The 23,953-nt window shown below is 65.4% G+C and carries 24 protein-coding genes and 2 pseudogenes; 3 read left to right on the top strand and 23 right to left on the bottom strand.

Annotated features, from left to right (window positions below; genetic code table 11):
• A pseudogene (locus VFH65_RS30735) lies at positions 1 to 475 on the bottom strand (phosphotransferase family protein); the annotation flags it as partial.
• Between the two features lie 46 nt (positions 476 to 521).
• On the opposite strand from VFH65_RS30735, the gene VFH65_RS30730 reads away from it, so the two are divergent.
• Together VFH65_RS30730 and VFH65_RS30725 are read left to right on the top strand one after the other, a co-directional pair.
• Positions 522 to 1,124 carry a TetR/AcrR family transcriptional regulator gene (locus tag VFH65_RS30730; protein WP_353327118.1) on the top strand — a complete coding sequence of 201 codons (603 nt, stop codon included), beginning with the start codon at positions 522 to 524 and terminating at the stop codon, positions 1,122 to 1,124.
• A gap of 55 nt (positions 1,125 to 1,179) precedes the next feature.
• Positions 1,180 to 1,812 (top strand): PIG-L deacetylase family protein, encoded by a 633-nt coding sequence (locus VFH65_RS30725; protein WP_353327120.1) that lies wholly within the window; start codon positions 1,180 to 1,182, stop codon positions 1,810 to 1,812.
• A gap of 4 nt (positions 1,813 to 1,816) precedes the next feature.
• Here VFH65_RS30725 and VFH65_RS30720 read toward each other — a convergent pair whose 3' ends face one another.
• The 19 genes and pseudogenes from VFH65_RS30720 to VFH65_RS30630 form a co-directional block, all read right to left on the bottom strand.
• On the bottom strand, positions 1,817 to 2,608 hold the full coding sequence (locus tag VFH65_RS30720; RefSeq protein WP_353327116.1) for an SDR family NAD(P)-dependent oxidoreductase: 792 nt from the start codon (positions 2,606 to 2,608) through the stop codon (positions 1,817 to 1,819).
• 28 nt (positions 2,609 to 2,636) lie between these two features.
• Positions 2,637 to 3,419: an enoyl-CoA hydratase gene (locus tag VFH65_RS30715; RefSeq protein WP_353327115.1), complete on the bottom strand. Its 783-nt coding sequence runs from the start codon at positions 3,417 to 3,419 to the stop codon at positions 2,637 to 2,639.
• A 147-nt stretch (positions 3,420 to 3,566) separates the two neighbouring features.
• On the bottom strand, positions 3,567 to 5,150 hold the full coding sequence (nuoN, locus tag VFH65_RS30710) for an NADH-quinone oxidoreductase subunit NuoN (protein ID WP_353327113.1): 1,584 nt from the start codon (positions 5,148 to 5,150) through the stop codon (positions 3,567 to 3,569).
• Positions 5,147 to 6,712 (bottom strand): NADH-quinone oxidoreductase subunit M, encoded by a 1,566-nt coding sequence (locus tag VFH65_RS30705; protein ID WP_353327111.1) that lies wholly within the window; start codon positions 6,710 to 6,712, stop codon positions 5,147 to 5,149. The genes nuoN and VFH65_RS30705 overlap by 4 nt, the downstream gene beginning before the upstream one ends.
• 73 nt (positions 6,713 to 6,785) lie before the next feature.
• On the bottom strand, positions 6,786 to 8,666 hold the full coding sequence (gene nuoL, locus VFH65_RS30700) for an NADH-quinone oxidoreductase subunit L (protein WP_353327109.1): 1,881 nt from the start codon (positions 8,664 to 8,666) through the stop codon (positions 6,786 to 6,788).
• Positions 8,667 to 8,673: 7 nt separating this feature from the next.
• Complete coding sequence (nuoK, locus tag VFH65_RS30695) at positions 8,674 to 8,973, bottom strand: NADH-quinone oxidoreductase subunit NuoK (RefSeq protein WP_353327107.1); 300 nt, start codon at positions 8,971 to 8,973, stop codon at positions 8,674 to 8,676.
• On the bottom strand, positions 8,970 to 9,740 hold the full coding sequence (locus VFH65_RS30690) for an NADH-quinone oxidoreductase subunit J (RefSeq protein ID WP_353327106.1): 771 nt from the start codon (positions 9,738 to 9,740) through the stop codon (positions 8,970 to 8,972). The genes nuoK and VFH65_RS30690 overlap by 4 nt, the downstream gene beginning before the upstream one ends.
• Positions 9,737 to 10,270, bottom strand: a pseudogene (gene nuoI / locus VFH65_RS30685) (NADH-quinone oxidoreductase subunit NuoI); the annotation flags it as partial. The gene VFH65_RS30690 and the pseudogene nuoI, both read right to left, overlap by 4 nt.
• A complete protein-coding gene (gene nuoH / locus VFH65_RS30680) occupies positions 10,245 to 11,495 on the bottom strand; it encodes an NADH-quinone oxidoreductase subunit NuoH (protein ID WP_353327104.1) in 1,251 nt (416 codons plus the stop codon). The gene nuoH and the pseudogene nuoI, both read right to left, overlap by 26 nt.
• The gene (locus VFH65_RS30675; RefSeq protein WP_353327102.1) at positions 11,492 to 13,888 is read right to left on the bottom strand and encodes an NADH-quinone oxidoreductase subunit G; all 2,397 of its coding nucleotides are present in this window, start codon (positions 13,886 to 13,888) and stop codon (positions 11,492 to 11,494) included. The genes nuoH and VFH65_RS30675 overlap by 4 nt, the downstream gene beginning before the upstream one ends.
• A gap of 92 nt (positions 13,889 to 13,980) precedes the next feature.
• A complete protein-coding gene (gene nuoF, locus VFH65_RS30670) occupies positions 13,981 to 15,297 on the bottom strand; it encodes an NADH-quinone oxidoreductase subunit NuoF (RefSeq protein WP_353327100.1) in 1,317 nt (438 codons plus the stop codon).
• On the bottom strand, positions 15,294 to 16,163 hold the full coding sequence (gene nuoE, locus VFH65_RS30665; RefSeq protein WP_353327099.1) for an NADH-quinone oxidoreductase subunit NuoE: 870 nt from the start codon (positions 16,161 to 16,163) through the stop codon (positions 15,294 to 15,296). Before nuoE ends, nuoF begins: the two co-directional genes overlap by 4 nt.
• Positions 16,164 to 16,191: 28 nt before the next feature.
• Positions 16,192 to 17,526, bottom strand: a complete 1,335-nt coding sequence (nuoD, locus tag VFH65_RS30660) for an NADH dehydrogenase (quinone) subunit D (RefSeq protein WP_353327097.1) — start codon at positions 17,524 to 17,526, stop codon at positions 16,192 to 16,194.
• A complete protein-coding gene (locus VFH65_RS30655) occupies positions 17,526 to 18,221 on the bottom strand; it encodes an NADH-quinone oxidoreductase subunit C (RefSeq protein WP_353327095.1) in 696 nt (231 codons plus the stop codon). Before VFH65_RS30655 ends, nuoD begins: the two co-directional genes overlap by 1 nt.
• Positions 18,218 to 18,772, bottom strand: coding sequence for a NuoB/complex I 20 kDa subunit family protein (locus VFH65_RS30650; protein ID WP_067081948.1), 555 nt, complete (start codon positions 18,770 to 18,772; stop codon positions 18,218 to 18,220). Before VFH65_RS30650 ends, VFH65_RS30655 begins: the two co-directional genes overlap by 4 nt.
• A complete protein-coding gene (locus tag VFH65_RS30645) occupies positions 18,763 to 19,134 on the bottom strand; it encodes an NADH-quinone oxidoreductase subunit A (protein ID WP_353327093.1) in 372 nt (123 codons plus the stop codon). The genes VFH65_RS30650 and VFH65_RS30645 overlap by 10 nt, the downstream gene beginning before the upstream one ends.
• Positions 19,135 to 19,301: 167 nt before the next feature.
• A complete protein-coding gene (locus VFH65_RS30640) occupies positions 19,302 to 19,700 on the bottom strand; it encodes a hypothetical protein (protein ID WP_353327091.1) in 399 nt (132 codons plus the stop codon).
• Positions 19,701 to 19,709: 9 nt separating this feature from the next.
• Complete coding sequence (locus VFH65_RS30635; protein WP_353327090.1) at positions 19,710 to 20,252, bottom strand: YceI family protein; 543 nt, start codon at positions 20,250 to 20,252, stop codon at positions 19,710 to 19,712.
• Position 20,253: 1 nt separating this feature from the next.
• Positions 20,254 to 20,664 (bottom strand): nuclear transport factor 2 family protein, encoded by a 411-nt coding sequence (locus VFH65_RS30630; protein ID WP_353327088.1) that lies wholly within the window; start codon positions 20,662 to 20,664, stop codon positions 20,254 to 20,256.
• A gap of 55 nt (positions 20,665 to 20,719) precedes the next feature.
• On the opposite strand from VFH65_RS30630, the gene VFH65_RS30625 reads away from it, so the two are divergent.
• Positions 20,720 to 21,349, top strand: a complete 630-nt coding sequence (locus VFH65_RS30625) for a class I SAM-dependent methyltransferase (RefSeq protein ID WP_353327087.1) — start codon at positions 20,720 to 20,722, stop codon at positions 21,347 to 21,349.
• A 56-nt stretch (positions 21,350 to 21,405) separates the two neighbouring features.
• Here the strand turns inward: VFH65_RS30625 and VFH65_RS30620 are convergent, their stop codons facing one another.
• From VFH65_RS30620 to VFH65_RS30610, 3 genes are read right to left on the bottom strand one after another with little or no spacing between them, the layout of a single operon-like run.
• Entirely contained in the window at positions 21,406 to 21,738 is a 333-nt protein-coding gene (locus VFH65_RS30620) for a DUF6285 domain-containing protein (protein WP_353327086.1), read from the bottom strand.
• The gene (locus VFH65_RS30615) at positions 21,735 to 22,697 is read right to left on the bottom strand and encodes a phosphotransferase family protein (protein ID WP_353327084.1); all 963 of its coding nucleotides are present in this window, start codon (positions 22,695 to 22,697) and stop codon (positions 21,735 to 21,737) included. Before VFH65_RS30615 ends, VFH65_RS30620 begins: the two co-directional genes overlap by 4 nt.
• Complete coding sequence (locus tag VFH65_RS30610; protein ID WP_353327082.1) at positions 22,694 to 23,932, bottom strand: acyl-CoA dehydrogenase family protein; 1,239 nt, start codon at positions 23,930 to 23,932, stop codon at positions 22,694 to 22,696. The genes VFH65_RS30615 and VFH65_RS30610 overlap by 4 nt, the downstream gene beginning before the upstream one ends.
• Positions 23,933 to 23,953: the final 21 nt, after the last annotated feature.

Below are 23,953 nucleotides of genomic sequence, written 5' to 3'. Positions count from 1 at the left end.
CGGGTGCGTCGGCGAACCAATTGTTGCCGAACGTGTATGGCATCACATCCGGCGGGACCTGGCCCTCGACGTAGTCCATCAGGAAGAAAGGCGCGCCGAGCACCGAACCAGTGGGTTCCAGCCATCGCACGCGGGGGACCGGAACGTCGGTCTCCTCGCCAACGAGCCGGATCACGTCGAACTGATGGTCCATGCGGTATGACGAGAACACCGGCACGTCCTGTGCGGTGGGCGCGACCCGCGCCACCCATTTCTGCTCCTGCTGCTCGCCGTCTTCGTCCCAGCGGCCGGTCAAGATGATCGTCTCCGACGACATGCCGTTGGAGTCCACGCCACTTTCCACAGTGATGTGGGGGGCGACTGCGCCTGGAAACACTGTTGAGAGCCACTGCGATATCAAATTAGGCAGCGTGCTGATATCGCGACTCGAGTGCTCGAGGCGGCTGACGTCTTCGACAGCCGGTTCTGGTGGCATGAGAGCTGTTCCTTTGGCGCGCAATTACGATACGGTGGGTAGCGTTATGAAAGCAGACCCGTCATTGGATGACAAGACCCCCGCCGCGGGGCGGCCCCGAGATCCACGTATTGACGCTGCCATATTGCGCGCTACGGCGGATCTGCTTGTGGAAATCGGCTATTCGAACCTCACGATCGCCGCCGTGGCAGAGCGGGCAGGCACCACCAAAACCGCGCTTTACCGCCGGTGGTCGAGTAAGGCCGAGCTGGTACACGAGGCCGCCTTCCCGGCCACGCCAACGGCCATCGAGACGCCTCCCGGTGACATCACCGCCGATATCCGCGCCATGCTCGCCGCCGCCCGCGACGTGTTCACCAGTCCGGTGGTGCGCGCGGCGATGCCTGGGCTCATCGCGGACATGGCGGCCGACGCCGACCTCAACGCCCGGGTGATGTCCCGCTTCGTCGACGTGTTCGTCGCGGTACGCACGCGGTTGGCTGAGGCCGGCGAGCGCGGGGAGGTGCACGCCGACGTCCACCCGGACCGGCTCCTCGAGGTGATCGGCGGCGCGACGATGTTGCGAGTTCTACTGCGACCCGACGAGCCGCTCGGCGAGGACTGGGTTGATCAGACCACCGCCATCGTGGTGCACGGTGTGGTGACATAGCGAGGTGCCCGCCGTAGAACCGTTCCCGTCGGACTGGCACACGGCGTTAATTCTGATGCCACATCCCGACGATCCTGAGTACGGATGCGCTGCGGCCGTCGCCAAGTGGACGGACGCAGGCAAGACGGTGCACTACGCCTTGGCGTCTCGCGGCGAGGAGGGCATCGCTGGGATGCCACCCGAAGAAGCCGGCCCGCTGCGCGAACGCGAACAGAGGCGGTCGGCTGCCATCGTCGGCGTCGACGATGTCCAGTTGTGGGACTTTCCCGACAGCCGGATACGCAACACGGTCGAGCTACGCGCCAAGATCGCAGAGACCATCACAGCGCTGGCCCCCGATCTGGTCATCACCATCTACAGCGGGCCTGAATGGGAGCCCGGTGCACCGAATCAGAGCGACCATATCGAGTTCTCCAATGCCGTTGCAGCCGCGTACGATTCGCTAACTGATCCGCCGCGTTGGCTCTTCGAGAACGGGCCCGATCCCACCCACGGCGAGGTGGTGGACGGCTATATCGACGTCGCCGTCGCGTCACTGTCCGCCCATGCGGCGTACCTCTCGGTGCTCGACCCCGATACCCCTGTCGAGGAGCAGGCCCGTGAGCAGGTCGACGCGGCCACGAAGCCACGGCCGCAGTTCGGCGGGCAGCGCATTGCGGAGTTCATCCTGCGACGCCCCGCACCATGACCGTCTACCGGCTCGGCCCGTCTCCGAATACCGGCGTCCGCTGACCGAGCCAGAGGCCGCCGTTCACCTCGACGGTCTGGCCGGTGACCCAGCGGCTGTCATCGGAGGCGAAGAACGCGACGGTGTCAGCGATGTCAGCCGCCGCGCCCACACGGTCCAGTGCAGTCATACTTGCGACGCCGGCCGTCGCCTCGTCGGATTCGTGCAGCCACGAGTTCATATCGGTGTCGGTGATGCCGGGGGAGACGTTGTTCACTGTGATGCCGCGTGTACCAACAGCATTGGCCAGCGAGCGGCCGAGTACGTTGAGCGCGCCTTTGGTCATCGAGTACACGAGCTGCGGCGTGGCGAACCAGGTAACACCGGACGAGATGTTGATGATGCGGCCGCCGTCTCTGATGATCGGCAATGCGCGTTGGGCGATGAAGAAGGGCGCTCGTACGTTGATCGCGAACTCGCGGTCGAATTGTTCGGGCGTCGCATGGTCGATCGTGGCTTCGTAGGTGGCGATCGCCGCGTTGTTGACAAGGATGTCGAGTGGGCGGCCGTCGAGTCCGCCCTCGAGCGCGGCGAACAAGGTGTCGACATCACCGTCGACGCCGAGCTGCGCGCGAACCGGGAATGCCTGACCGCCGGCGGCCTGAATCGCGTTGATAGTTTCGGCCGCGGCGGCGTCGTTGCCGCCGTAGTGCACCGCTACAGTGGCGCCGTCGGCGGCCAATCTCTGGGCGATGGCACGGCCGATCCCGCGGGAGGCGCCCGTTACCAGTGCCGTCTTGCCAGTCAATGAGGTCATGCGGTCGACAACCTCTACGGCCGCGCGGCTATTCCGGGCGCTCGATCTGTTGCTTGTTGCGCTCGCTCACCGCGCGGAACTGGTCGCCCAGGCCGCCGAATTCTCGGTGCTGGGCGAAGGCGATCGTCTGCTCGGCGGCCAGCGCGGGATCGATCACCGCGGCGGCGCCGGTCGTGTAGATCTCTTTGAGGCCGAGCATCGTCGGGCCAGGAACCTCGGCGATCTGCGTAGCCAACTCGACGGCACGGTCGAGCAACCGCTCGTGGGCGACGACCTCGGTGACCAAGCCGATGCGTTCGGCGCGCGCTGCGTCGACCACCTCACCGGTCATCGACAACCTGCGGGCCATCGCGAGGCCGACGAGCTGGGGCAGTCGCGCGGTCATGCCGCCGCCGGGCAGGATGCCGACCCGAGCGTGGGTGTCGGCGAACACCGCACGCTCGGAGGCGATGAGGAAGTCGCAGCCCAGCGCCATCTCCAGGCCACCGGTGAACGTCGCGCCGTTGATCGCCGCGACGATCGGCGTGCGCATCTTGCCGGTCGCGGCGATGCAGCTCTGCGATCGGAACTCCTCGAAGTACTTCAGGCCGTCGCGCTGGGCTTCCTTGAGGTCCACGCCCGCGCAGAATGCCGGGTCGGCGCCGGTGAGCACCACCGCGTGCACCGACTCGTCGGCGTCGGCCTCCGTCAACGCCGTATACGCCGCCCTGATCAGGTCGCGGCTCAACGCATTCCGTGCGCCGGGGCGGTTGAGCGTCAGCACGCGAACCGCGCCGGTGTTGGTGATCAGAACTAGCGGTTCGGTCGTCATGTAACGAATGTAGTTGGCTGCCTTTCCTGCGCGAGCAGACCCAATGAACCGGATCTGGTGCAATCGCGAGTGTGCGGTTTCATACGCACTGCCCGGCGTGTCGCGTACGAAACCGCGCAATCGGCTCGATTTTTACGCTCCGGCAAGCTAGCGCAGGAATTGGTTGGCGGTGTTCGCCAGGTCCAGCACGGGCTGTGGCAGCGCGCCGAGGGCGAACGTGATTGCCGCGGTGATCGTGACGACGGCGGTGCTGAGCACGCTGGGCACCACCACCACGGGGGCGTCGTCGGGCGGCTCGGTGAAGAACATCAACACGATGACCCGCACGTAGAAGTACGCGGCGATCGCGCTGGCGATGACACCGACGATGACCAGCGGAATGGCGCCGCCCTCACCTGCGGCCTTGAACACCGCGAACTTGCTGACGAAGCCGCTGGTCAGCGGTATGCCGGCGAAGGCAAGCAGGAACAGCGAAAACACTACGCCCACAATGGGATAGCGCCGACCAAGGCCGGCCCATCGCGACATCGCAGTGTCCTCCTCGCCGTGCGCGTCGCGGACCAGGCCCACCACGGCGAACGCGCCGACGGTGCTGAAGCCGTACGCGAAGAGGTAGAACAGCGTCGACGACAGCCCTGCCTCGTTCTCGGCGATAACGCCGGTGAGGATGAACCCGGTATGCGCCACGGCTGAATACGCCAGCATCCGCTTGACATCGGTTTGGGTCACCGCGGTGACCGTTCCGACCACCATCGTCAGGATCGCGATAGCCCACAGCACCGGCCGCCAGTCGTCGCGCAGTTCTGGCAGAGCGACGTAGAAGACGCGCAGCATTGCGCCGAACGCGGCGATCTTGGTGGCCGCGGCCATGAACGCCGTAATCGGCGTCGGCGCACCCTGATACACGTCCGGAATCCAGGAGTGGAACGGCACCGCCCCGATCTTGAACAGCACGCCAACCAGCAGAAGGCCTGTCCCGATCAGCGCCAGTGACGTCTTACCGGACCCTGCCGCGACGGCGTCGGCGATCCCGGTAAGGCTCAGCGTGCCCGCGTAGCCATACAACAACGCCACGCCATAAAGGAAGAATCCGGACGAAAACGCGCCCAGAAGAAAGTATTTCAGCGAAGCTTCCTGCGACAGCAGGCGGCGACGGCGAGCCAGCCCGCAGAGCAGGTACAGCGGAAGTGACAGCACCTCGAGCGCGATGAACATGGTCAGCAGATCATCGGCGGCCGGGAACAACAGCATGCCGCCGACGGCGAACATCGTCAGCGGGAACACCTCGGTCTGCGCGACACCGGCCTTGGTGGCCAGCTTTTCGGCGACGCTGCCCGCGATCGCCGACGCTTGCGGGGTGAACGCTTCCAGCCCGCCGCCGCTCTCCTCGGACTCCGCGGGGATTCGGCGCTCGGCGATGAGCAAAATGCCGAGCACCCCGACCACCAGGATCGTGCCCTGCAGGAACAATGCAGGAGCGTCGACGGCGACGGCGCCCAATACTGCAGTGCGCCCGGCCTCTCCGTGCAGGTCTCGGGCGAGCACGACCACCGCGACGAACGCGGCGATCAGCCCACCGAGGCTGAGCACCAGTTGAGCTGCATACCGCTGCTGACGGGGCAGGAAGGCCTCGACGAGGACACCGAGAATGGCCACCGAGAAGATGATCAGCATCGGCGACAGTAGGCCGTATTCGACGTTGGGAGTGGGCAGCCCAAGAGTTTCCGTCATGGTGTCTGCCCTTCCGCGATCTTCGGTGCCGGGTCAGGCTGATCGATCGTGGTCAGCGTGTGGGTGACCGCCGGGTTGATCACATCGAGAGCCGGTTTGGGGTAGACGCCCAGCACGAGCAGCAGCGCGATAAGCGGTGCGACGACCACGATCTCGCGGGGCAGCAGGTCTCGAAGCCGCTCGTTGCCGTCTCTCACCGGCCCTGTCATCATGCGTTGGTACATCCACAGGATGTAGACCGCCGAGAGCACCAGCGCGGTCGCCGCGAACACCGCCAACGCCGGGTAGCGCGTGAAAGTGCCGATCAGGACCAGGAACTCGCTGATGAACGGCGCCAGGCCGGGCAGCGACAGTGTCGCCAGGCCGGCGACCAGGAACGTGCCGGCCAGCACCGGCGCCACCTTCTGCACCCCGCCGTACGCGTCGATCAAGCGAGTGCCTCTGCGCGACACCAGGAATCCGGCGATCAGGAACAACGCCGCCGTCGACAGGCCGTGGTTGACCATGTACAGCGTCGAGCCGGACTGACCCTGGCTGGTCATCACGAAGATGCCCAAGATGATGAACCCGAAGTGGGATATCGACGTGTAGGCGATCAGGCGCATCACATCGGTCTGTCCGATCGCCACGATCGCCCCGTACACGATGCCGATCACCGCCAGCGTGACGATGACGGGTTGGAAATACTTTGAGGAGTCAGGGAACAACTGCAGGCAGTAGCGCAGCATGCCGAACGTGCCGACCTTGTCCATGATCGCCATCATCAGCACAGCGCTGGCGGGAGTGGCCTCGACCGCGGCGTCGGGCAGCCAGCGGTGGAACGGCCACAGTGGCGCCTTGACCGCGAACGCGAACATGAAACCGCCGAACAACAGGTGCATCACGACCGGACTCACGACGAACTGCCCGCTCGACACCGCGGTCACGATCTCGCGGAAGTCGAAGGTGCCCGCGGAGAATGCGTCGCTCTGCGCGGTCACCACGTAGAGACCGATCACCGCGGCCAGCATGATGAGGCCGCCGAACAGGTTGTACAGCAAGAACTTCACCGCAGCTTTGGAGCGGTTCTCGCCGCCGAATCCGCCGATGAGGAAGTACATCGGGATGAGCATCGCTTCGAAGAAGACGTAGAAGAGCAGGATGTCCAGCGAAACAAGCGAGATCAGCACCATGCCCTCGACGGCCAGCGTCAGGGCGAGGTAGGTCTGCACAGACCGTCCGCGCAGTCCGGTCTGGTCGTCGGCGTCGTTCCAGCCGGCGATGATCAGCAGCGGCACCAACACTGCCGTGAGAACCACCAGGGACAGCGCGATGCCGTCGACGCCGAGGATGTAGCCGGTGCCGAACGACGGGATCCACGTGTGGGATTCGACGAACTGGTACTGCTCACCGCCGGGCTTGAAGCCGAGCGCGATGACGGCGGTCAGCGCCAGCACCACGACCGAAATCAGCAGCGCAAGCCATTTGGCCACCACGCGTTGCGCGGCGGGCATCAGCATCACCAGAGCGGCACCGACCGTCGGTGTCGCCCACAGGATCGTCAGCCACGGAACGTTGTTCATGCCTCGACTCCCGCTCGCTCCGGTCCTCGCTCGTGCCTCGCTGCGATCCTCACTCGCGGTCGCCTTTGGGAGGTCACCACAGTTGCACCGCCAGGATCGCGGCGACCACGAGGGCCGCACCCGCCAACATCGATAGCGCGTACGAGCGGGCGAAGCCGGTCTGCAACTGCCGCAAGCCGTTCGAGACGCGACCGACCAATCCGGCAAGGCCCGTCGCGGCGCCGTCGACCGCCTCGTCGTCGATCTCCACCAGACCTTCGGTGAGGAGCTGTCCCGGTCGCATGAACACGCGCTCGTTGATCGCGTCCCCGTAGAGGTCCTGACGGGCCGCCAGGGTCAACGCCGAGCCGACTGGTGCTTCCTCGGGAACGGCTCGGGTGGCATACATGCGGTAGGCGATCACGATGCCGACCGCCACGACGGAGAGGATAATGGCGGTCACCACCCACACGGGGACGGCGTGGTGGGCTTCATGGGCGCCGACGACCGGCTCGAGCCAGTGGTTCAGCGTGCCGCCGATTGCCAGCGCCCCGCCGGAGACCACCGAGCCGACCGCGAGCAGGATCATCGGCAACGTCATGACGGCAGGCGCTTCGTGCGGGTGAGCTTCATCCTCCCAACGCTTTTCGCCGAAGAACGTCATCAACATCACCCGCGTCATGTAAAAGGCGGTGATGCCCGCGCCCAGGATTGCCGCGCCGCCGAGGATGATGCCCTTGACACCGCCGGCACCGAGTGCGGCCTCGATGATGCCGTCTTTGGAGAAAAACCCGGCCAGCGGCGGCACCCCGATGATTGCCAGATAGCCCAGCCCGAACGTCGCGAAGGTGATCGGCAGCACGGTGCGCAGGGCGCCGTATCGGCGCATGTTCACCTCGTCGTTCATTGCGTGCATCACCGAACCGGCGCCGAGGAACAGCCCGGCTTTGAAGAAGCCGTGGGTCAGCAGGTGCATGATTGCGAACGCGTAGCCCGCCGGGCCCAGACCAGCGGCCAGCACCATGTAACCGATCTGGCTCATGGTCGACGCGGCGAGCGCCTTCTTGATGTCGTCCTTGGCGCAGCCGACGATCGCGCCGAACAGAAGCGTTACGGCGCCGACGATTACCACGCCCAGCTGAGCCGCCGGCGCGAGATCGAAGACGGGCCCCGACCGCACAATCAGATAGACACCGGCGGTCACCATGGTGGCGGCGTGGATGAGCGCCGAAACGGGCGTGGGGCCCTCCATCGCATCGCCCAGCCAGGACTGCAACGGAACCTGCGCGGACTTGCCGCATGCGGCCAACAACAGCAGCAGCCCGATCGCGGTCAATGTGCCCTCGCCGAGCAGCGGCGCGGCAGCGAACACACCCTCGAACGAGACGGAGCCGATGAAGGCGAACATCACCATCAGCGCAATGGCCAGGCCCATGTCACCGACGCGGTTGACCACGAACGCCTTCTTGGCCGCGGTGGCCGCCGACGGCTTGTGGTGCCAGAAGCCGATCAGCAGGTACGACGCGAGCCCGACGCCCTCCCACCCGACGTAGAGGCCCAGATAGTTGTCGGCGAGCACCAGGAGCAGCATCGCGGACAGGAACAGGTTCAGGTACGCGAAAAACCTTCTCCGGCCGGGGTCTTCGGCCATATAGCCGATCGAGTAGATGTGGATCAGCGAGCCGACGCCGCTGATCAGCAGCACGAAGCAGATGGACAGCTGGTCGAGTTGCAGTCCGAAATCCACCTGCAGGGCCTCCACCGGGACCCAAGAGAACAGTGTCTGATGAACAGCGCGATGTTCGGCGTCGCGGCCGAGCATGTCGGAGAACAGCACCGCGCCGCAGATGAACGACCCGACCGCTGCCGCGCAGCCAAGCAGGTGGCCCCATCGGTCGGAGCGTGTGCCGGCCAGCAGAAGAATCGCCGCGCCAGCCAACGGGAGCACTATCGTCAGCCACACCAGAGTTGTCATGGCCGCCTTAGTGTTTCAGCAGGCTGGCGTCGTCGACCGAGGCCGAGCGGCGGGTTCGGAAGATGGTCATGATGATGGCGAGGCCGACCACCACCTCGCAGGCGGCGACCACCATGGTGAAGAACGCCACCACCTGGCCGTCCAGATGTCCGTGCATACGGGAGAAAGCCACGAAGGCCAGGTTGCACGCGTTGAGCATGAGCTCCACGCACATGAACATGACAATGGCATTGCGGCGCAGCAACACTCCCGAGGCGCCGATCGTGAACAGCAGCGCCGACAGGTACAGGTAATTATCGGGATTCACTCGTCACCACCACTACCGTTGCTCTGGGCGACCGTTCGCTTCTGCAGAAGGGCGCTGACCGACAGCTCCGAGGCCGATCCGTCGGGAAGGCGGGCCGCCATGTCGACGGCGTTATTGCGGGCATAGACGCCGGGACTGGGCAGCGTGGTCGGATGTCCGCCTGGCCGGAACCGGGCTTCCGCAAGCTCGCGCTGCGTCTTTCGGCGTTCGAAACGTTCACGGTGTGCCAACACCATCGCGCCAAGGGCAGCGGTGATCAGCAGCGCACCGGTCAACTCGAAGGCCCACAGGTACCGGGTGAAGATCAGGGTGGCCAGCCCCTGCACATTGCCGCCCGCGTTGGCTTGTGTCAGCCCGGTGAATCCGGTCTGCGACACACTGCCGATACCGGCGATGAGCAGAACTCCGAAGCCGATGCCGACGACGATCGCCGCAATGCGTTGGCCTCGAATGGTTTCCACCAGTGACTCCGAGGAGTCGACACCGATGAGCATCACCACGAACAAGAACAACATCATCACCGCGCCGGTGTAGACCACCACCTGCACCACTCCGAGGAACAGCGCGTCCTGTGCGATGTAGAAGACGGCCAGCACGATCATCGTGGTGGCCAGGGACATCGCGGAGTACACCGCTTTCGGCGCCGCGACGACTCCGATCGCACCACTGACCGCAACGATGCCGAGCACCCAGAACAGCACCGCTTCTGTTGTGGAGGTGTGCCCGGCGGTGTCAGCGGCCGCTGCCGCGAGGAACTCGACCGTCACGTGGCGCCCTCGGTGATCGGCTTGATGTTGCCGCGGTAGTAGTCCTCGTCGGTGCTCCCGGGCGCCATCGGATGCGGTGGCGCCTCCATGCCCGGTTGCATCGGTGCGAGCAGTTTGTCCTTGCCCCAGATCAAGTCGGAGCGGTTGTCGTCGGCCATCTCGTATTCGTTCGTCATCGTTAGCGCACGGGTGGGGCAGGCCTCGATGCACAACCCGCAGCCGATACACCGCAGATAGTTGATCTGGTAGACCACACCGAAGCGTTCGCCGGGTGAGAAGCGTTCCTCTTCGGTGTTATCAGCGCCCTCTACGTAGATGGCATCCGCCGGGCAGGCCCATGCGCACAGCTCGCAGCCGATGCATTTCTCCAGCCCGTCGGGATACCGGTTCAGTTGATGCCGACCGTGGTAGCGCTTGGCGACCGGACCGGGTTTCTCCGGATACTCCTCAGTGAGCCGCTTCTTGAACATGGTGCCGAACGTGACACCGAATCCTGCGATCGCGTCAAGGAACTTGGGCATCGGCCTTCTCCTTTGAAGTCATCTCTTTCGGCGGCAGCGGCGGTACCGGGTAGAACACGCCGGTTTCCACGGCAGGAGCGGGAGTCCTCCGAATGTTTCTGGCCCGCACGGTTCTCCACAGCGCAAACAGCAGGATCAGCGCCACCACTGCGCCAACGGTGATCAGCCCGGTCGAAAGCTGGTCGTAGCCCTGGTTGCGCAGGCTGCGGGTGCTGGCGACGATCATGATCCAGGCCAGCGAAACCGGGATCAGGACTTTCCAGCCCAGCGCCATGAATTGGTCGTAGCGCATCCTCGGCAGCGTTCCTCGGAGCCAGAAGAACAGGAACATGAAGCCCCACACCTTCGCGACGAACCACAGCAGGGTCCACCACCCGGTGTTGGCTCCGTCCCACATGTTGATCGGCCACGGCGCGTGCCAGCCGCCGAAGAACAACGTGGTCGCCAGCGCCGACACCGTGAACATGTTGACGTACTCGGCGAGCATGAACATCGCGAACTTGATCGATGAGTACTCGGTGTGGAACCCGCCGACCAGCTCGCCCTCGGCCTCGGGCAGATCGAAAGGCGCGCGGTTGGTTTCGCCGACCATCGAGATGACGTAGACGACGAACGACGGCAGCAGCAGAAAGACGTACCAGGTACCTTTCTGCGCGGCGACAATGCCCGACGTCGACATCGTGCCCGCGTAGATGAAGACCGCGGCAAACGACAACGCCATCGCGATCTCGTAGGAGATCACTTGCGCGCTCGAGCGAAGACCGCCCAGTAGCGGATAGGTGGAGCCGGAGGCCCAGCCCGCCAACACGATTCCGTACACCCCGATTGACGTCGCGGCGAGCACGAACAGCACCGCGACGGGCATATCGGTCAGCTGCAATGCCGTGCGGTGCCCGAACACCGACACCTCGCCACCCATCGGGATGACGGAGAACGCGATGAACGCGGGGACAACCGAGATAACCGGCGCCGCAAGGTAGATGAACTTGTCCACACCGGCGGGGATCAGCCCCTCCTTGAGCGCCAGCTTGACGCCGTCCACCAGCGACTGAAGGAGTCCCCACGGTCCGACGCGATTGGGGCCGGGTCGCATCTGCATCCAGCCGAGGAGCTTGCGCTCCAGCAGGATCGCCACCAACAAGGACAGCATCAGGAACACGAAGATGAGAAGACCCTTGGCGAGGATCAGCCACCACGGGTCGTGGCCGAACAGTGTGGGATCCGGATACGTCATGGCAGCTCCGCCCGCCCGATCGAGACGACGGCTCCGGACGTCACGCCGAGCTGTCGGTGCACCGCGGATCCGGGGGAGTTCAGCGGCAGCCACACTGTGCCGTCGGCAATGTCCGTGATCGCCAACGGAAGGGTGATCGCGCCGCGGTCGGTGCTCACCGTGACCAGATCGCCGTCGGCCGCGCCGATTTCGCCTGCAGCGGCCGCCGACATCCGCGCGACCGGCGAATGGGCGGTGCCCGCCAGGTGCGGTTCACCGTCCTGCAGGCGTCCCGCGTCGAGCAGCATGCGCCAGCTGGCCAGGACGGCCTGCCCTTTAGCGGGCTGCGTAGGCCGCGACGGTGCCACCTGTGGGGCGTCGGGCCGCCGGCCGGCCCACAATCCGAGCCGTGCCATCTCCTCGCCTGCGACGACCGCGGTCGACATGTTCAGGTCGACGCCGAGTTCGTCGGCGAGGAAGCCCAGCACCCGCCGATCCGGTGTGGCGTTGGTGTGCAGTGACGGCCCGAACGGGCGAATTCGCCCCTCCCAGTTCATGAACGCGCCGTCCTTCTCGACTACCGGCGCGACCGGGAACACCACGTCGGCGAGTTCGGTCACCGCGCTTTCCCGCAGCTCGAGGCTGACGACGAACGGCGCGGCAGTGATCGCCGCCAGCGCCGCATCCGGGTCGGGGAGGTCGGCGAGCTCCACGCCACCGACGAGCAGTGCGCCCAGTTCGCCGTCCCGTGCCGCGGCCAGAATGCCCGCGGTGTCGCGACCCTGGGTGCTTGGCAGTTCGCCGAAATTCCATGCGGCGGCGGTCTGTTCGCGGGCAGTTGCATCACTGAGCGGGCGACCGCCTGGCAACAGCCCGGGCAGTGCACCGGCCTCGAGAGCGCCGCGCTCGCCGGCCCGCCGCGGTATCCACGCCAGCCGGGCCCCGGTCGCCGCCGCCAATCTGCTTGCAGCGGAAAGCGCTCCAGGCGAAGTTGCAAGCCGCTCGCCGACGAGGATGACAGCGCCAGGCATCGTCAAATGCGTGTCATCGGCCAAGCCGTCCAGCGCTGCGGCCTCGCCACCCGGCGCCGACGTAATCAACCGTCCACGCAACTTGACCAGCGAGCGGGTGGCGAACGGTGCGATCGCCATCACCTGCAGAGCGTTCTTGCGGACCGCCTTGCGCAGCCGCAGGAACACAATCGGTGATTCCTCTTCGGGTTCGAATCCGGCCAGCAGCACCGCCGGTGCCGCCTGCAGATCGGCGTAGGTCACCTCCATCGGCCTGCCGGCGACATGGGCGGCGAGGAACGCGGTTTCCTCGACGCTGTGCGGCCGCGCGCGGAAGTCGATGTCGTTGGTGCCCAAGACCATTCGGGCGAACTTGGAGTAGGCGTAGGCGTCTTCGACGGTTACCCGCCCGCCAACCAGCACTCCGGCACTCCCGTTCGCCGCGGCAAGCCCGGTGGCCGCCACACTCAGGGCTTCCGACCAGGACGCGGGCCGCAGCTTGCCGTCATCGTCTCGGATGTGCGGGGTGGTGATGCGGTCACCCTGGGTGGTATAGGTGAACGCCCAGCGGCCCTTGTCGCAGTTCCACTCCTCGTTGACTTGTGGGTCGTCACCGGCCAACCGGCGCATGACTTTTCCGCGGCGATGGTCGGTGCGCTGTGCACATCCAGAAGCGCAGTGTTCGCACACGCTGGGGCTGGACACAAGATCGAACGGGCGGGCACGGAACCGGTAGGCAGCACCGGTGAGCGCCCCGACCGGGCAAATCTGCACGGTGTTGCCCGAGTAGTACGACTGGAAGGGCTCGCCAGGGGCGATGCCGACCTGTTGCATCGCACCCCGTTCGAGCAGGTCGATGAACGGGTCTCCGGCGATCTGCTCGGAGAACCGGGTGCAGCGGGCGCATAAGACGCAGCGTTCCCGGTCCAACAGCACCTCGGACGAGATGTTGATCGGTTTGGGGAAGGTTCGCTTGACGTCCTCGAACCGGGTTTCGACCCGGCCGTTGGACATCGCCTGGTTTTGCAGCGGGCACTCGCCGCCCTTATCGCACACCGGGCAGTCCAGGGGGTGGTTGATGAGCAGGAGTTCCATCACCCCCTGCTGCGCCTTGTCCGCAGCCTCGGAGGTCAACTGGGTGCGCACAATCATGTCTGGGGTGCACGTCGTGGTGCACGACGCCATCGGCTTGCGCTGGCCCTCGACCTCGACCAGGCATTGCCGGCAGGCACCCACCGGATCGAGCAGGGGATGGTCGCAGAACCGCGGGATCTGAATGCCGACCAGTTCGGCGGCTCGAATCACCAAGGTGCCCTTGGGCACACTGACGTCGACGTCGTCGATGGTGATGTTCACCATCTCGACCGGCGGGGCGTCGGTGCTGGTGTCTGCAGTCTGCGTCATCTAGACCCCCACCCCTTTGTTCTGCGCGAGTGTGCAGTTTCGTACGCGACACGCCGATGAAGGCGTATGAAAACGCACATTCGCGATTACCATCACACCCCCACTTCCTCGGTGGCCATCAGCGTCGAAGCGTGCGGGTCGAACGGACAGCCGCCGGACAGGTGCGCGATGTACTCGTCGCGGAAGAACTTGATCGACGACATGATCGGGGCCGCAGCACCGTCGCCCAAGGCGCAGAACGACTTTCCGAAGATGTTGTCGGAGATGTCGAGCAGCTTCTGAATGTCGGCCTCGGTGCCGCGGCCGGTTTCGAGGCGCTCGTAGATCTGCGCCAGCCAGTAGGTGCCTTCCCGGCACGGTGTGCACTTGCCGCACGACTCGTGGGCATAGAACTGCGTCCACCGGCGCACCGCGCGCACCACGCACGTGGTCTCGTCGAATATCTGCAGCGCCTTGGTTCCGAGCATCGTGCCTACGCCCGCCATACCCTCGTAATCGAGTGGCACGTCGAGGTGTTCGTCGGTCAGCAGCGGTGTGGAGGAGCCGCCCGGTGTCCAGAACTTCAGCGAGTGGCCCGCCCGTACGCCGCCGGCATATTCGAGCAATTCGCGCAGCGTGATACCCAGCGGCGCTTCGTACTGCCCCGGATTGGTGACATGTCCGGACAGCGAGTACAGCGTGAATCCGGGCGACTTCTCGGAGCCCATCGACCGGAACCAGTCCACCCCGTTGAGCAGAACCGGCGGCACACTGGCAATGGATTCCACATTGTTGACGACGGTGGGGCAGGCGTAAAGGCCGGCCACCGCGGGGAACGGCGGGCGCAATCTCGGTTGGCCGCGGCGGCCCTCGAGCGAGTCGAGCAGCGCGGTTTCCTCACCGCAGATGTAGGCCCCCGCACCGGCATGAACGATCAGTTCCAGGTCGAAACCGGACCCGGCGATGTCAGTGCCGAGATAGCCGGCCTCGTACGCCTCGGCGACCGCGGCCTGCAGTCGGCGCAGCACCGGGACGACTTCGCCGCGCACATAGATGAAGGCGTGGTGCGCCCGGATTGCATACGCGGCGATGATCACTCCCTCCACCAAGAAGTGCGGTGTCGTCAGCATCAGCGGAATGTCTTTGCACGTACCGGGTTCGGACTCGTCGGCGTTGACGACGAGGTAATGCGGTTTGGCGCCCGCTCCGGTGTCATCCTGCGGAATGAACGACCATTTGGTGCCCGTCGGGAACCCGGCGCCGCCGCGTCCCCTCAGACCCGAATCCTTCATCGTGGCGATGAGATCGTCGGGATCCATAGCGAGCGCGCGCTCGAGGGCAACGTAACCTTCGTGGCGCCGGTAGGTCTCCATCGACCAGGGTTCAGGCTCGTCCCAGAATCGGCTCAGAACGGGGGTCAGTGGAGTCATGTCTTGGAATCCGTTGCATCCGGGTTGGTTTCGGGCTCCTCGGGCTTGGGCGGAACAGTAGCCGACGGTCCTGGCGCGGGTTCGTTCTTGGTGGCTTCGGCTGCAACCTTCGTATCGGCGGGTGCGCCGTTCGACGGTGCCGGCGAGTCCGCGCTGGGTGCCTCCATGCCGCGATCTCGAGCCACCCGGAGTCCGGCAAGGGTGGCGTCCCCGACGGCGCCCTGCGCCGCGGCGGATTGCGGATCGGGCAGTCCAGCAAGGATTCTGGCGGTCTCCTTGAAGGAGCACAGCGGTGCGCCACGGGTCGGAGCGGGCGGCTGGCCGGCGCGTAATCCGTCGACGAGGTCGCGCGCCGACGACGGCGTCTGGTTGTCGAAGAACTCCCAGTTGACCATCACGACAGGCGCGTAGTCGCACGCTGCATTGCATTCGATGTGTTCGAGGGTGACCCTGCCGTCGGCGGTGGTCTCGCCGGCGTGAACGTCCAAATGATCCTGCAGCGCATCGAGAATCGCGTCGCCGCCCATGACCGCGCACAACGTGTTCGTGCATACGCCGACCAGATACTCACCTGTCGGTGTGCGGCGGTACATCGAGTAGAAGGTGGCCACCGCGGTGACTTCGGCTTGGGTCAAGCCCAACTGTGCGGCGCAGAACGCGATGCCCGCTGGCGTGAGATACCCGTCCTCCGACTGCACGAGATGCAGAAGCGGCAGCAGCGCCGAGCGACCCTGCGGATAGCGGGCAATGATCCGCTCGGCGTCGCCGGCCAGCCGCGCCGCCACGTCGGGCGGGTATGTCTCGAGACCGTGAATCGGTGGCCCCGGCTCGTCGGGACGCTGACCGAGCTCGAGGAACACGCTCACCTGTGCCTTCTCCTCTTCGCGCAAGCGCTCATCGGTCCACCCCGCCCATCACCGGGTCGATCGACGCCACAGCGGTGATCGCGTCGGCGACCATGCCGCCCTCACACATCGCGGCCACAGCCTGAAGGTTGTTGAACGACGGATCTCGGTAGTGCACCCGGTACGGGCGGGTGCCGCCATCGGAGACCATGTGTACGCCCAGCTCTCCGCGCGGCGACTCGACCGCAACGTAGACCTGACCCGCCGGCACCCGGATGCCCTCGGTCACGAGTTTGAAGTGGTGGATCAGCCCCTCCATCGAGTGGCCCATGATCTTCGCGATGTGCTCGGGGGAGTTGCCGAGGCCGTCGGGCCCGAGCTTCAGGTCGGCCGGCCACGCCAGCTTCTTGTCCTGGATCATCACTGGTCCGGGCTGCAACCGATCGATGCACTGCTCGATGATCTTCAGCGACTCGTGCATTTCCTTGACCCTGATCAGGTAGCGGCCGTAGGAGTCGCACGCGTCGTCGGTGATGACGTCGAATTCGTATGTCTCGTAACCGCAATAGGGTTGCGCCCTGCGCAGGTCGTGCGGGAGTCCGGTGGACCGCAGGCATGGGCCGGTGATGCCCAGCGCTATGCATCCGGTCAGATCCAGATATCCGATGCCCTGGGTGCGGGCCTTCCAGATGTAGTTCTCGGAAAGAAGATCCTCCAAGTCTTTCAGGCGCTTCGGCATCAGCTTGAGCATGTCGCGGATCTGCGGGAGGGCCTCGTCGGGCAGGTCCATCGCCACCCCGCCGGGCCGGATGTAGGCGTTGTTCATCCGCAGCCCGGTGATGGTCTCGAAGATCGACAGGATCTGCTCGCGCTCGCGGAACCCGTAGAACATCGCGCCCATGGAGCCCAATTCCATACCGCCGGTCGCGAGCGCCACCAGGTGTGAGGAGATGCGGTTGAGTTCCATCATCATCACGCGGATGACGCTGGCCCGTTCGGGGATGTCGTCGGTGACCTCGAGCAGTTTCTCTACGCCGAGGCAGTACACAGTTTCGTTGAAAAGCGGTGAGAGGTAATCCATTCGGGTCACGAAGGTGACGCCCTGAGTCCAGTTGCGGAACTCGAGGTTCTTCTCGATTCCGGTGTGCAGGTATCCGATTCCGCAGCGGGCCTCGACGATGGTCTCGCCTTCGATCTCGAGGATCAGGCGCAGCACCCCGTGCGTGGAGGGGTGCTGCGGGCCCATGTTGACGACGATGCGTTCGCCGACATGGGATTGCGCGTTTTCCCTTGCCGCCGCAACGACTTGGTCCCAGTCCTGGCCGCCGACGACGACCACCCTTTCGGTACCGCCCGACACGGGCGGTTCGGGGGATGTGCTCATCAGCTGTAGGCCCTCCGCTGATCGGGCGGCGGGATCTCGGCGCCGTGGTACTCCACCGGTATGCCGCCCAACGGGTAGTCCTTGCGTTGTGGATGCCCGACCCAGTCGTCAGGCATTTCGATACGGGTCAACGCGGGATGCCCGTCGAAGACGATGCCGAAGAAGTCGTAGGTCTCCCGCTCGTGCCAGTCGACGGTCGGGTACGCCGAGTACAGCGACGGGATGTGCGGGTCGGCGTCTGGTGCGGCAACCTCGACCCGGATGCGACGGTTGTGCGTGATCGACATCAGCGGGTAGACGGCATGCAGCTCGCGTCCCGCATCGTCCGGGTAGTGCACGCCGCTGACTCCCAGGCACAGCTCGAACCTCAGCCCGGGGTCATCCCGGAGCACCTGCGCAACGGCAGGCAGCTGCTCGCGCTGCACCTCCAGCGTCAACTCATCGCGGAAGACCACCACCCGCTCGATGGACGCCGCGTAACCGTCCTCCCCGAGCGCGGCGGCGAGTTTGTCGACGACGTCGTCGAAATAGCTGCCGTATGGGCGCGGTGAACTGCCAGGCAGTGCGACGGGCCGCACGAGGCGGCCGTAGCCCGAGGTGTCCCCGGAACCCTTGGCCCCGAACATGCCGCGGCGCACACCGATGACCTCTGGGGGGTGGAGGTCAGCCTGAGGGCCATTGGCGTTCTCGGTCACCGCAGCAAACCTTTGAGTTCGATGGTCGGCGTGACGGCCAGTGCTGCCTTCTCGGCTTCGCGGATCGCCTCCTCGCGGTGCACGCCGAGCGGCATCTCTTGAATCTTGTCGTGCAGCTTGAGGATTGCGTGCAGGAGCATCTCGGGGCGCGGCGGGCATCCTGGCAGATAGATGTCTACGGGGACGACGTGATCGACGCCCTGGACAATGGCGTAGTTATTGAACATCCCGCCAGACGAGGCGCACACACCCATTGCCAGCACCCACTTGGGCTCGGCCATCTGGTCATAGATCTGGCGCAGCACCGGCGCCATCTTCTGACTCACCCGGCCTGCGACGATCATCAGGTCCGCCTGCCGGGGAGTTGCCGAAAACCGCTCCATGCCGAAGCGCGAGATATCGAAGCGCGGCCCCGCCGTCGCCATCATCTCGATCGCACAGCAGGCCAGGCCGAAGGTCGCGGGCCACAGGGAGCCCTTGCGGATATAGCCGGCCACCTTCTCCACCGTGGACAGCAGGATCCCGCCGGGCAGCTTTTCTTCTAGTCCCATGTCAGGCCTCCCCGTCGCCACACATACGCGTAGGCCACGAACACCACGACCATGAACAGAAGCATCTCTACCAGCGCAAACAGCCCGAGACTGTCGAAGGCCACCGCCCACGGGTAGAGGAAGACGATCTCGATGTCGAAGATGATGAACAACATCGCGGTCAGGTAGTACTTGATCGGAAACCGCTGGCCCGCGGAGTGGGCCGACGCCAACTCCGGCACCGGCTCGATGCCGCACTCGTAAGCCTCTAGCTTCGAATGGTTGTAGCGCCGGGGGCCGATCAGCAGCGCAATGCCGACCGAGCCGACCGCAAACGCGGCTGCGATGGCGCCGAGAACCAGAATGGGCGTGTACAAATCCATACCGAGCAAACGCTCCCTCGTGGGCTGTCGATGTGAGCTTACCCACACCCTAGCGGGCTTTTTGATGCACGCCACACATTTTGGTTAGTATCGCTACTAGCACCGTGTCGCCATCTCGTCGTGCCTCGAACAGGCAAGTGCGACAGGAGGATTCGCGCCGTTGTCTATTACACGAGGGTGCGCAGCAGGGACGCCACGGCGTCGCCCAAACGGATCGGGTCGATCGGGTGGGGAACCGCTGCTTCGGCACGCGACCAGCTGGCCAGCCACGCATCGTCGGGTCGCCCGGTCAGCACCAGGATCGGCGGGCAATCGGCAATCTCGTCCTTGAGCTGCTTGGCGATTCCCATGCCGCCGACGGGCGTGGCCTCCCCGTCGAGGATCACCAGATCGAACCCGCCCTCATCCATCAGACGAATGACCATCGGGCCGGTGGCGACGTCGACATACGTCAGCTCTGGCAGCTCGGGGTGCACGCGCTTGCCCAGCGCCAGCTGCACTTGCTCGCGCGTTCTGGGGTTGTCGCTGTAGACCAGGACCCGCAACGGGCCGGAAGGCGAAGCCATGCGCCGATGTTACGGCGAGGCTTGGACCCGCCGGAACAAAACGTCACCCGAGATCGTCACGTCGTCGGTGATCATGCCGACCATATTGCCGTCAACGCCGAAGTCCTTGCGGTTGACGGTGGCCTGTGTGGTGAGCCGCAACGCGCCATCGCCGAGCACCGTGACGGCGGCGCGAAGAGGCAGGGGCTTCGTGGTGCCCTTGACGGTGAGCTCCGCGCGCAGGTCGACGGTGTCGTCGTTGACGGCTTCGACCCCGGTGATCACCAAGCTGGTCTCCGGGTACTTCTCGACCTCAAAGAAATCCGCTGAACGCAGGTGGTCGTCACGCTTGCGAATTCCGGTCTCCAACGATGCGGTCTTGATATCAACGCGCCCGGATAGCGTTGGCCCGCTGCTGATTTGGCCTTCGCCGCTGAACTCTTTGATGCTGCCCTTGACGGGCATCAACCCCCACATCGACTTGGACTTGAACCTGATTGTTGATTCGTCGGCAACTACCCGCCATACGCCGGCGGATTCGGGACTGTCGAGAATTTCTTTGATGCCTGCCATGTCACCTCCGCGGTGAATCGGTCGACCCGAGCAGGGGGGCGAGTTCTGCTGGGTCGAAATATTCGTCGATCCGGCTGATTAGCCCGTTGGCGCCCAACTTGATAACGATGCAGACCCGCATCGAGATCGATCCGCCGTCACGACCCTTCGCGTGCAGGATGTGCTGCTGGACGAACCCGCCGTCGAACACGCGGCGGTCAAGGATCTCGTAACGGCGGTCGGTGGTTCGGTTGATGAACCAGGTGATCACCCGAAGCGCGCGGTCCCTGTCACGGGCGCGCTCTTCACCGCTCTTCCATACTGCGACGTCGTCGTTCCACAACTGCTCGATCATCGCGATGTCGCTGTGCTCGATCGCCTCGAACAGGCGATCAGCGACGTCGGTGATGGCGTCAGCGTCGACGGCGGGCATGTCGTCAGCGTAATGGCTTGACCTCAAGAGTGGTTGAGGTAAAACACTTCCTTTCATGGATACGACACCTGCCTTCTCGCTGTTTGACGATGCCTACCAAGCCCGCACCGCGCCGTGGGTGATCGGCGAGCCGCAGCCCGCGATCGTCGAGCTGGAACGAACCGGCGTGATCAGCGGCAAGGTGCTCGACGTCGGTTGCGGCGCAGGGGAGCACACCATCCTGCTGACCCGCCTGGGATATGACGTGCTGGGCATCGATTACTCGCCCAATGCCGTCGAACAGGCCCGCGAGAACGCCGCCGCCAAGGGCGTCGACGCCAAGTTCGAGGTCGGGGACGCGACGAACCTCGGTGACGAACAGGTGTACGACACGATCATCGACAGCGCGCTGTTCCACATCTTCGATGACGCCGATCGGCCGAAATACGTCGCCAGCCTGCACGCCGCATGCCGGCCGGGTGCGCTGGTGCACGTGCTCGCCCTGTCCGACGCCGGCCGCGGATTCGGCCCCGAGGTCAGCGAGGCGGTGATCCGCGAGGCGTTCGGCGACGGCTGGGTGCTCGAGGCGTTGGACACCACGACGTACCGCGGGGTCGTCGGCGAACCGCACTCAGAAGCGCTGGGTTTGCCGGTCGGCGCGCGTGTCGACGAACCGGCCTGGCTGGCCCGAGCTCGTCGACTCTAGGTTCCGCGATTTGTGGAGTCTCAGCGGCGCCCACCACCGCCAAACTCCACAAATCGCTACGGCGAGTCGTAGCCGGGGTGGTCGACCGCCAGCCGATGGCGCACCAGCGTACGCAGGCACGGCAGCACGTCACCTGCACGTGCGTCCAGCTCGCCTGCGCGGATCGCCGCCGCCAGTCGGGCTTCGTCGGTGAAGCCGAGCGTGTCGAGCGCATCGGTAACCTCACCGGCCGAGGCCCCGAGCTCGCGTTCGACGATGTGCAGCGCGTTGGCGGCGACGCGGGCGTGGAAGTTCACGTGCCCTTCGGTGGCGGCGCGCACCTCGTTGTCGAGGAAGTCGGCCACCGCGGCGACGAGTTCCGCTGCCGTGGGCCTTCCATAGGTGCTCATCGCGGACCCCACCCCTCCAGCAAATCCAATACGTCCCATTCGGTTTCGCTGACGCGCCGTCCGATGGCCGCGAGTTCCACCGACCGCGTCTGCCCGGACAGGTGCCGCTCGGCCTGAACGCGGCAGATGACGCCCCAGCGCAGGGTGGCAAGCGTGAGCCACCACCGGAACGCGTCACGATCGACGGCCGTGCCGGCGGCGGCTTCATATGCGGATAGGAAGGTTTCGACGCTGCCAAGCCCGCCGGCGCCGAGCTGCTCGGGCGCCCCGAACCGCCAAGCCCGGATGCAGAACCACGCGAGGTCCTCGTAGAACTCGCCGATGTGCACGAGCTCCCAGTCGAGGACGGCCGCCAGACCGGATTCGTCGACGATCAGGTTGCCCATCCGAAAGTCGCCGTGCACCAGTCGCGGTGGCGACGGCGGCGGCCGGTGCGCACCGAGCCAGCGAAACGCCCATTCGAACGTGGCCGTGGTGTCGCCCATCTCGTCGAGCCTGTCGCGCCACTCGGTGAGCTGATCGGCGTCCGTCAAGCCGATGCCGTCGGGATCTGCCCGATGAATGGCGGCCAGCGCCTGCGCGCACTGGCGCAGCAACCGGTCGCGGGCGGCCTCGTCGAGCGCTCGGTGGATGCGCCGCACGATTGTTTCGCCGCCGATCGCCTCGCAGATCAGGTACGGGTTGCCCAGTGCGACAGGGGAATTGTCCGCGGTCAGGATGCGGGGGACAGGCGCGCCGGCGGCTGCAGCACGCTGCTGGACGCTGGCCTCGAGTTCCATCCCGGCGTGCACGTCGTCGGGTGGGCCGGTCCGCAGGATCAACGCCCGGCGGTCCTGCCCGGACACCGCATCGAACGCCCAGGTGGTCCGGCTGGCCCCGCCAGTCAGGGTGTTGAGATTCTTGACGACGACCCCATCGCCCAGCACCGGGCGCAGCACGGCCTCGAGCTGTTCCTTCACTTGCGCCCGAACCCGAAGAGCCGCTGCGCGACTCGACGGATCTGAATCTCCTCGGCGCCCTCGGTGATCCGGTAGCGACGGTGGTGGCGGTAGATGTGCTCGAACGGCTGGTGCCTGCTGTAGCCGACACCGCCGAACACCTGCATTGCGCGGTCGGCCGCCTCACAGACCAGGCGGTTGGCCCGGTAGTTGGCCATCGACACCTTGTCCGACACCTCCATGTGATGGTCGTGATCGAGGTGCCAGGCCGCGTAATACACCAGCAACCGCACCATCTGGGCTTCGGTCTGCAACTCGACCAGCGGCCACTGCACAGCCTGGTTCACCGCCAGCGGCTTGCCGAACACATTCCGTTCGCTGGCGTAGGCGACGGCGCGGTCGATGCAGTACTGCGCAGCACCCAGGCTGCTGGCGGCCTGGCGAATCCTGTTCTCGTGCAGGAACGTCTGACCGACTTCCAGGCCACGATCGACCTCGCCAAGCACTGCGTCGCCGGGAACGCGGACGTCGGTGAGTACGACCTCGCCGTGGTCGGTCGGCATGTTGAACGTCCACCAGTAGTAGGGCACGGCGAAGCCGGGGGTGTTGGTCGGCACCAGAAACGCGGTGATGCCGCGGGCCTGCCCCGGCTCCCCGGACGTACGCGCAAAGATCAGGTCGTGAGTGGCCCGGTGCACGCCGGTGTTGAACCGCTTGGCGCCGTTGATGACCCAGCCGTCGCCATCCGGTTCGGCGCGGGTCTCAAGCCAGGTGGCATCGGATCCGTGGCCGGGCTCGGTGAGGCCGAACGCCATGGATCGCTCACCGGTGATCAGCGCCTCGCACCATTGGGCCTTCTGCTCGTCGGTGCCGAACCGTTCCATCATGATGACCTGCGGGAAGTTCCCGACGATCGACGACTCGTCCTGCAGGTCGTTGTGCAGCCCAAGGCCCTTGTGTGCCAGGTGTTCGCGGATGACCGCCATGTCAAGGTTGGTGCCGTCGCGGCCACCGAACCGCGACGGCAGGCCGTATCGCAGCCAGCCGGCCTTATCGGCGCGCACTCGCATCTCGCCCAGCAGGTCTTCCCACGCCCGTTGAGGGATGCCGCCGTTGTCCCAATCGGTGCGCGCATTCTCGCGGCGGTAATCGAAGTACTGGATGTGCTCCCGTTCCAGCGGCTTGATCTCCGCCTCGATGAACGCGTCCATCTCGGCGAGCAGCCCCGGAAGATGTTCGGGGAGGGTGAAATCCACTCTGTTCTCCTTCAGACGTCT

It is taken from the genome of Mycobacterium sp. (assembly GCF_035697385.1).
In the GTDB taxonomy this organism is placed as follows: Bacteria; Actinomycetota; Actinomycetes; order Mycobacteriales; family Mycobacteriaceae; genus Mycobacterium.
The sequence above is the reverse complement of the archived record's forward strand: the minus strand, read 5'-3'. Positions and strand labels throughout refer to the sequence as shown.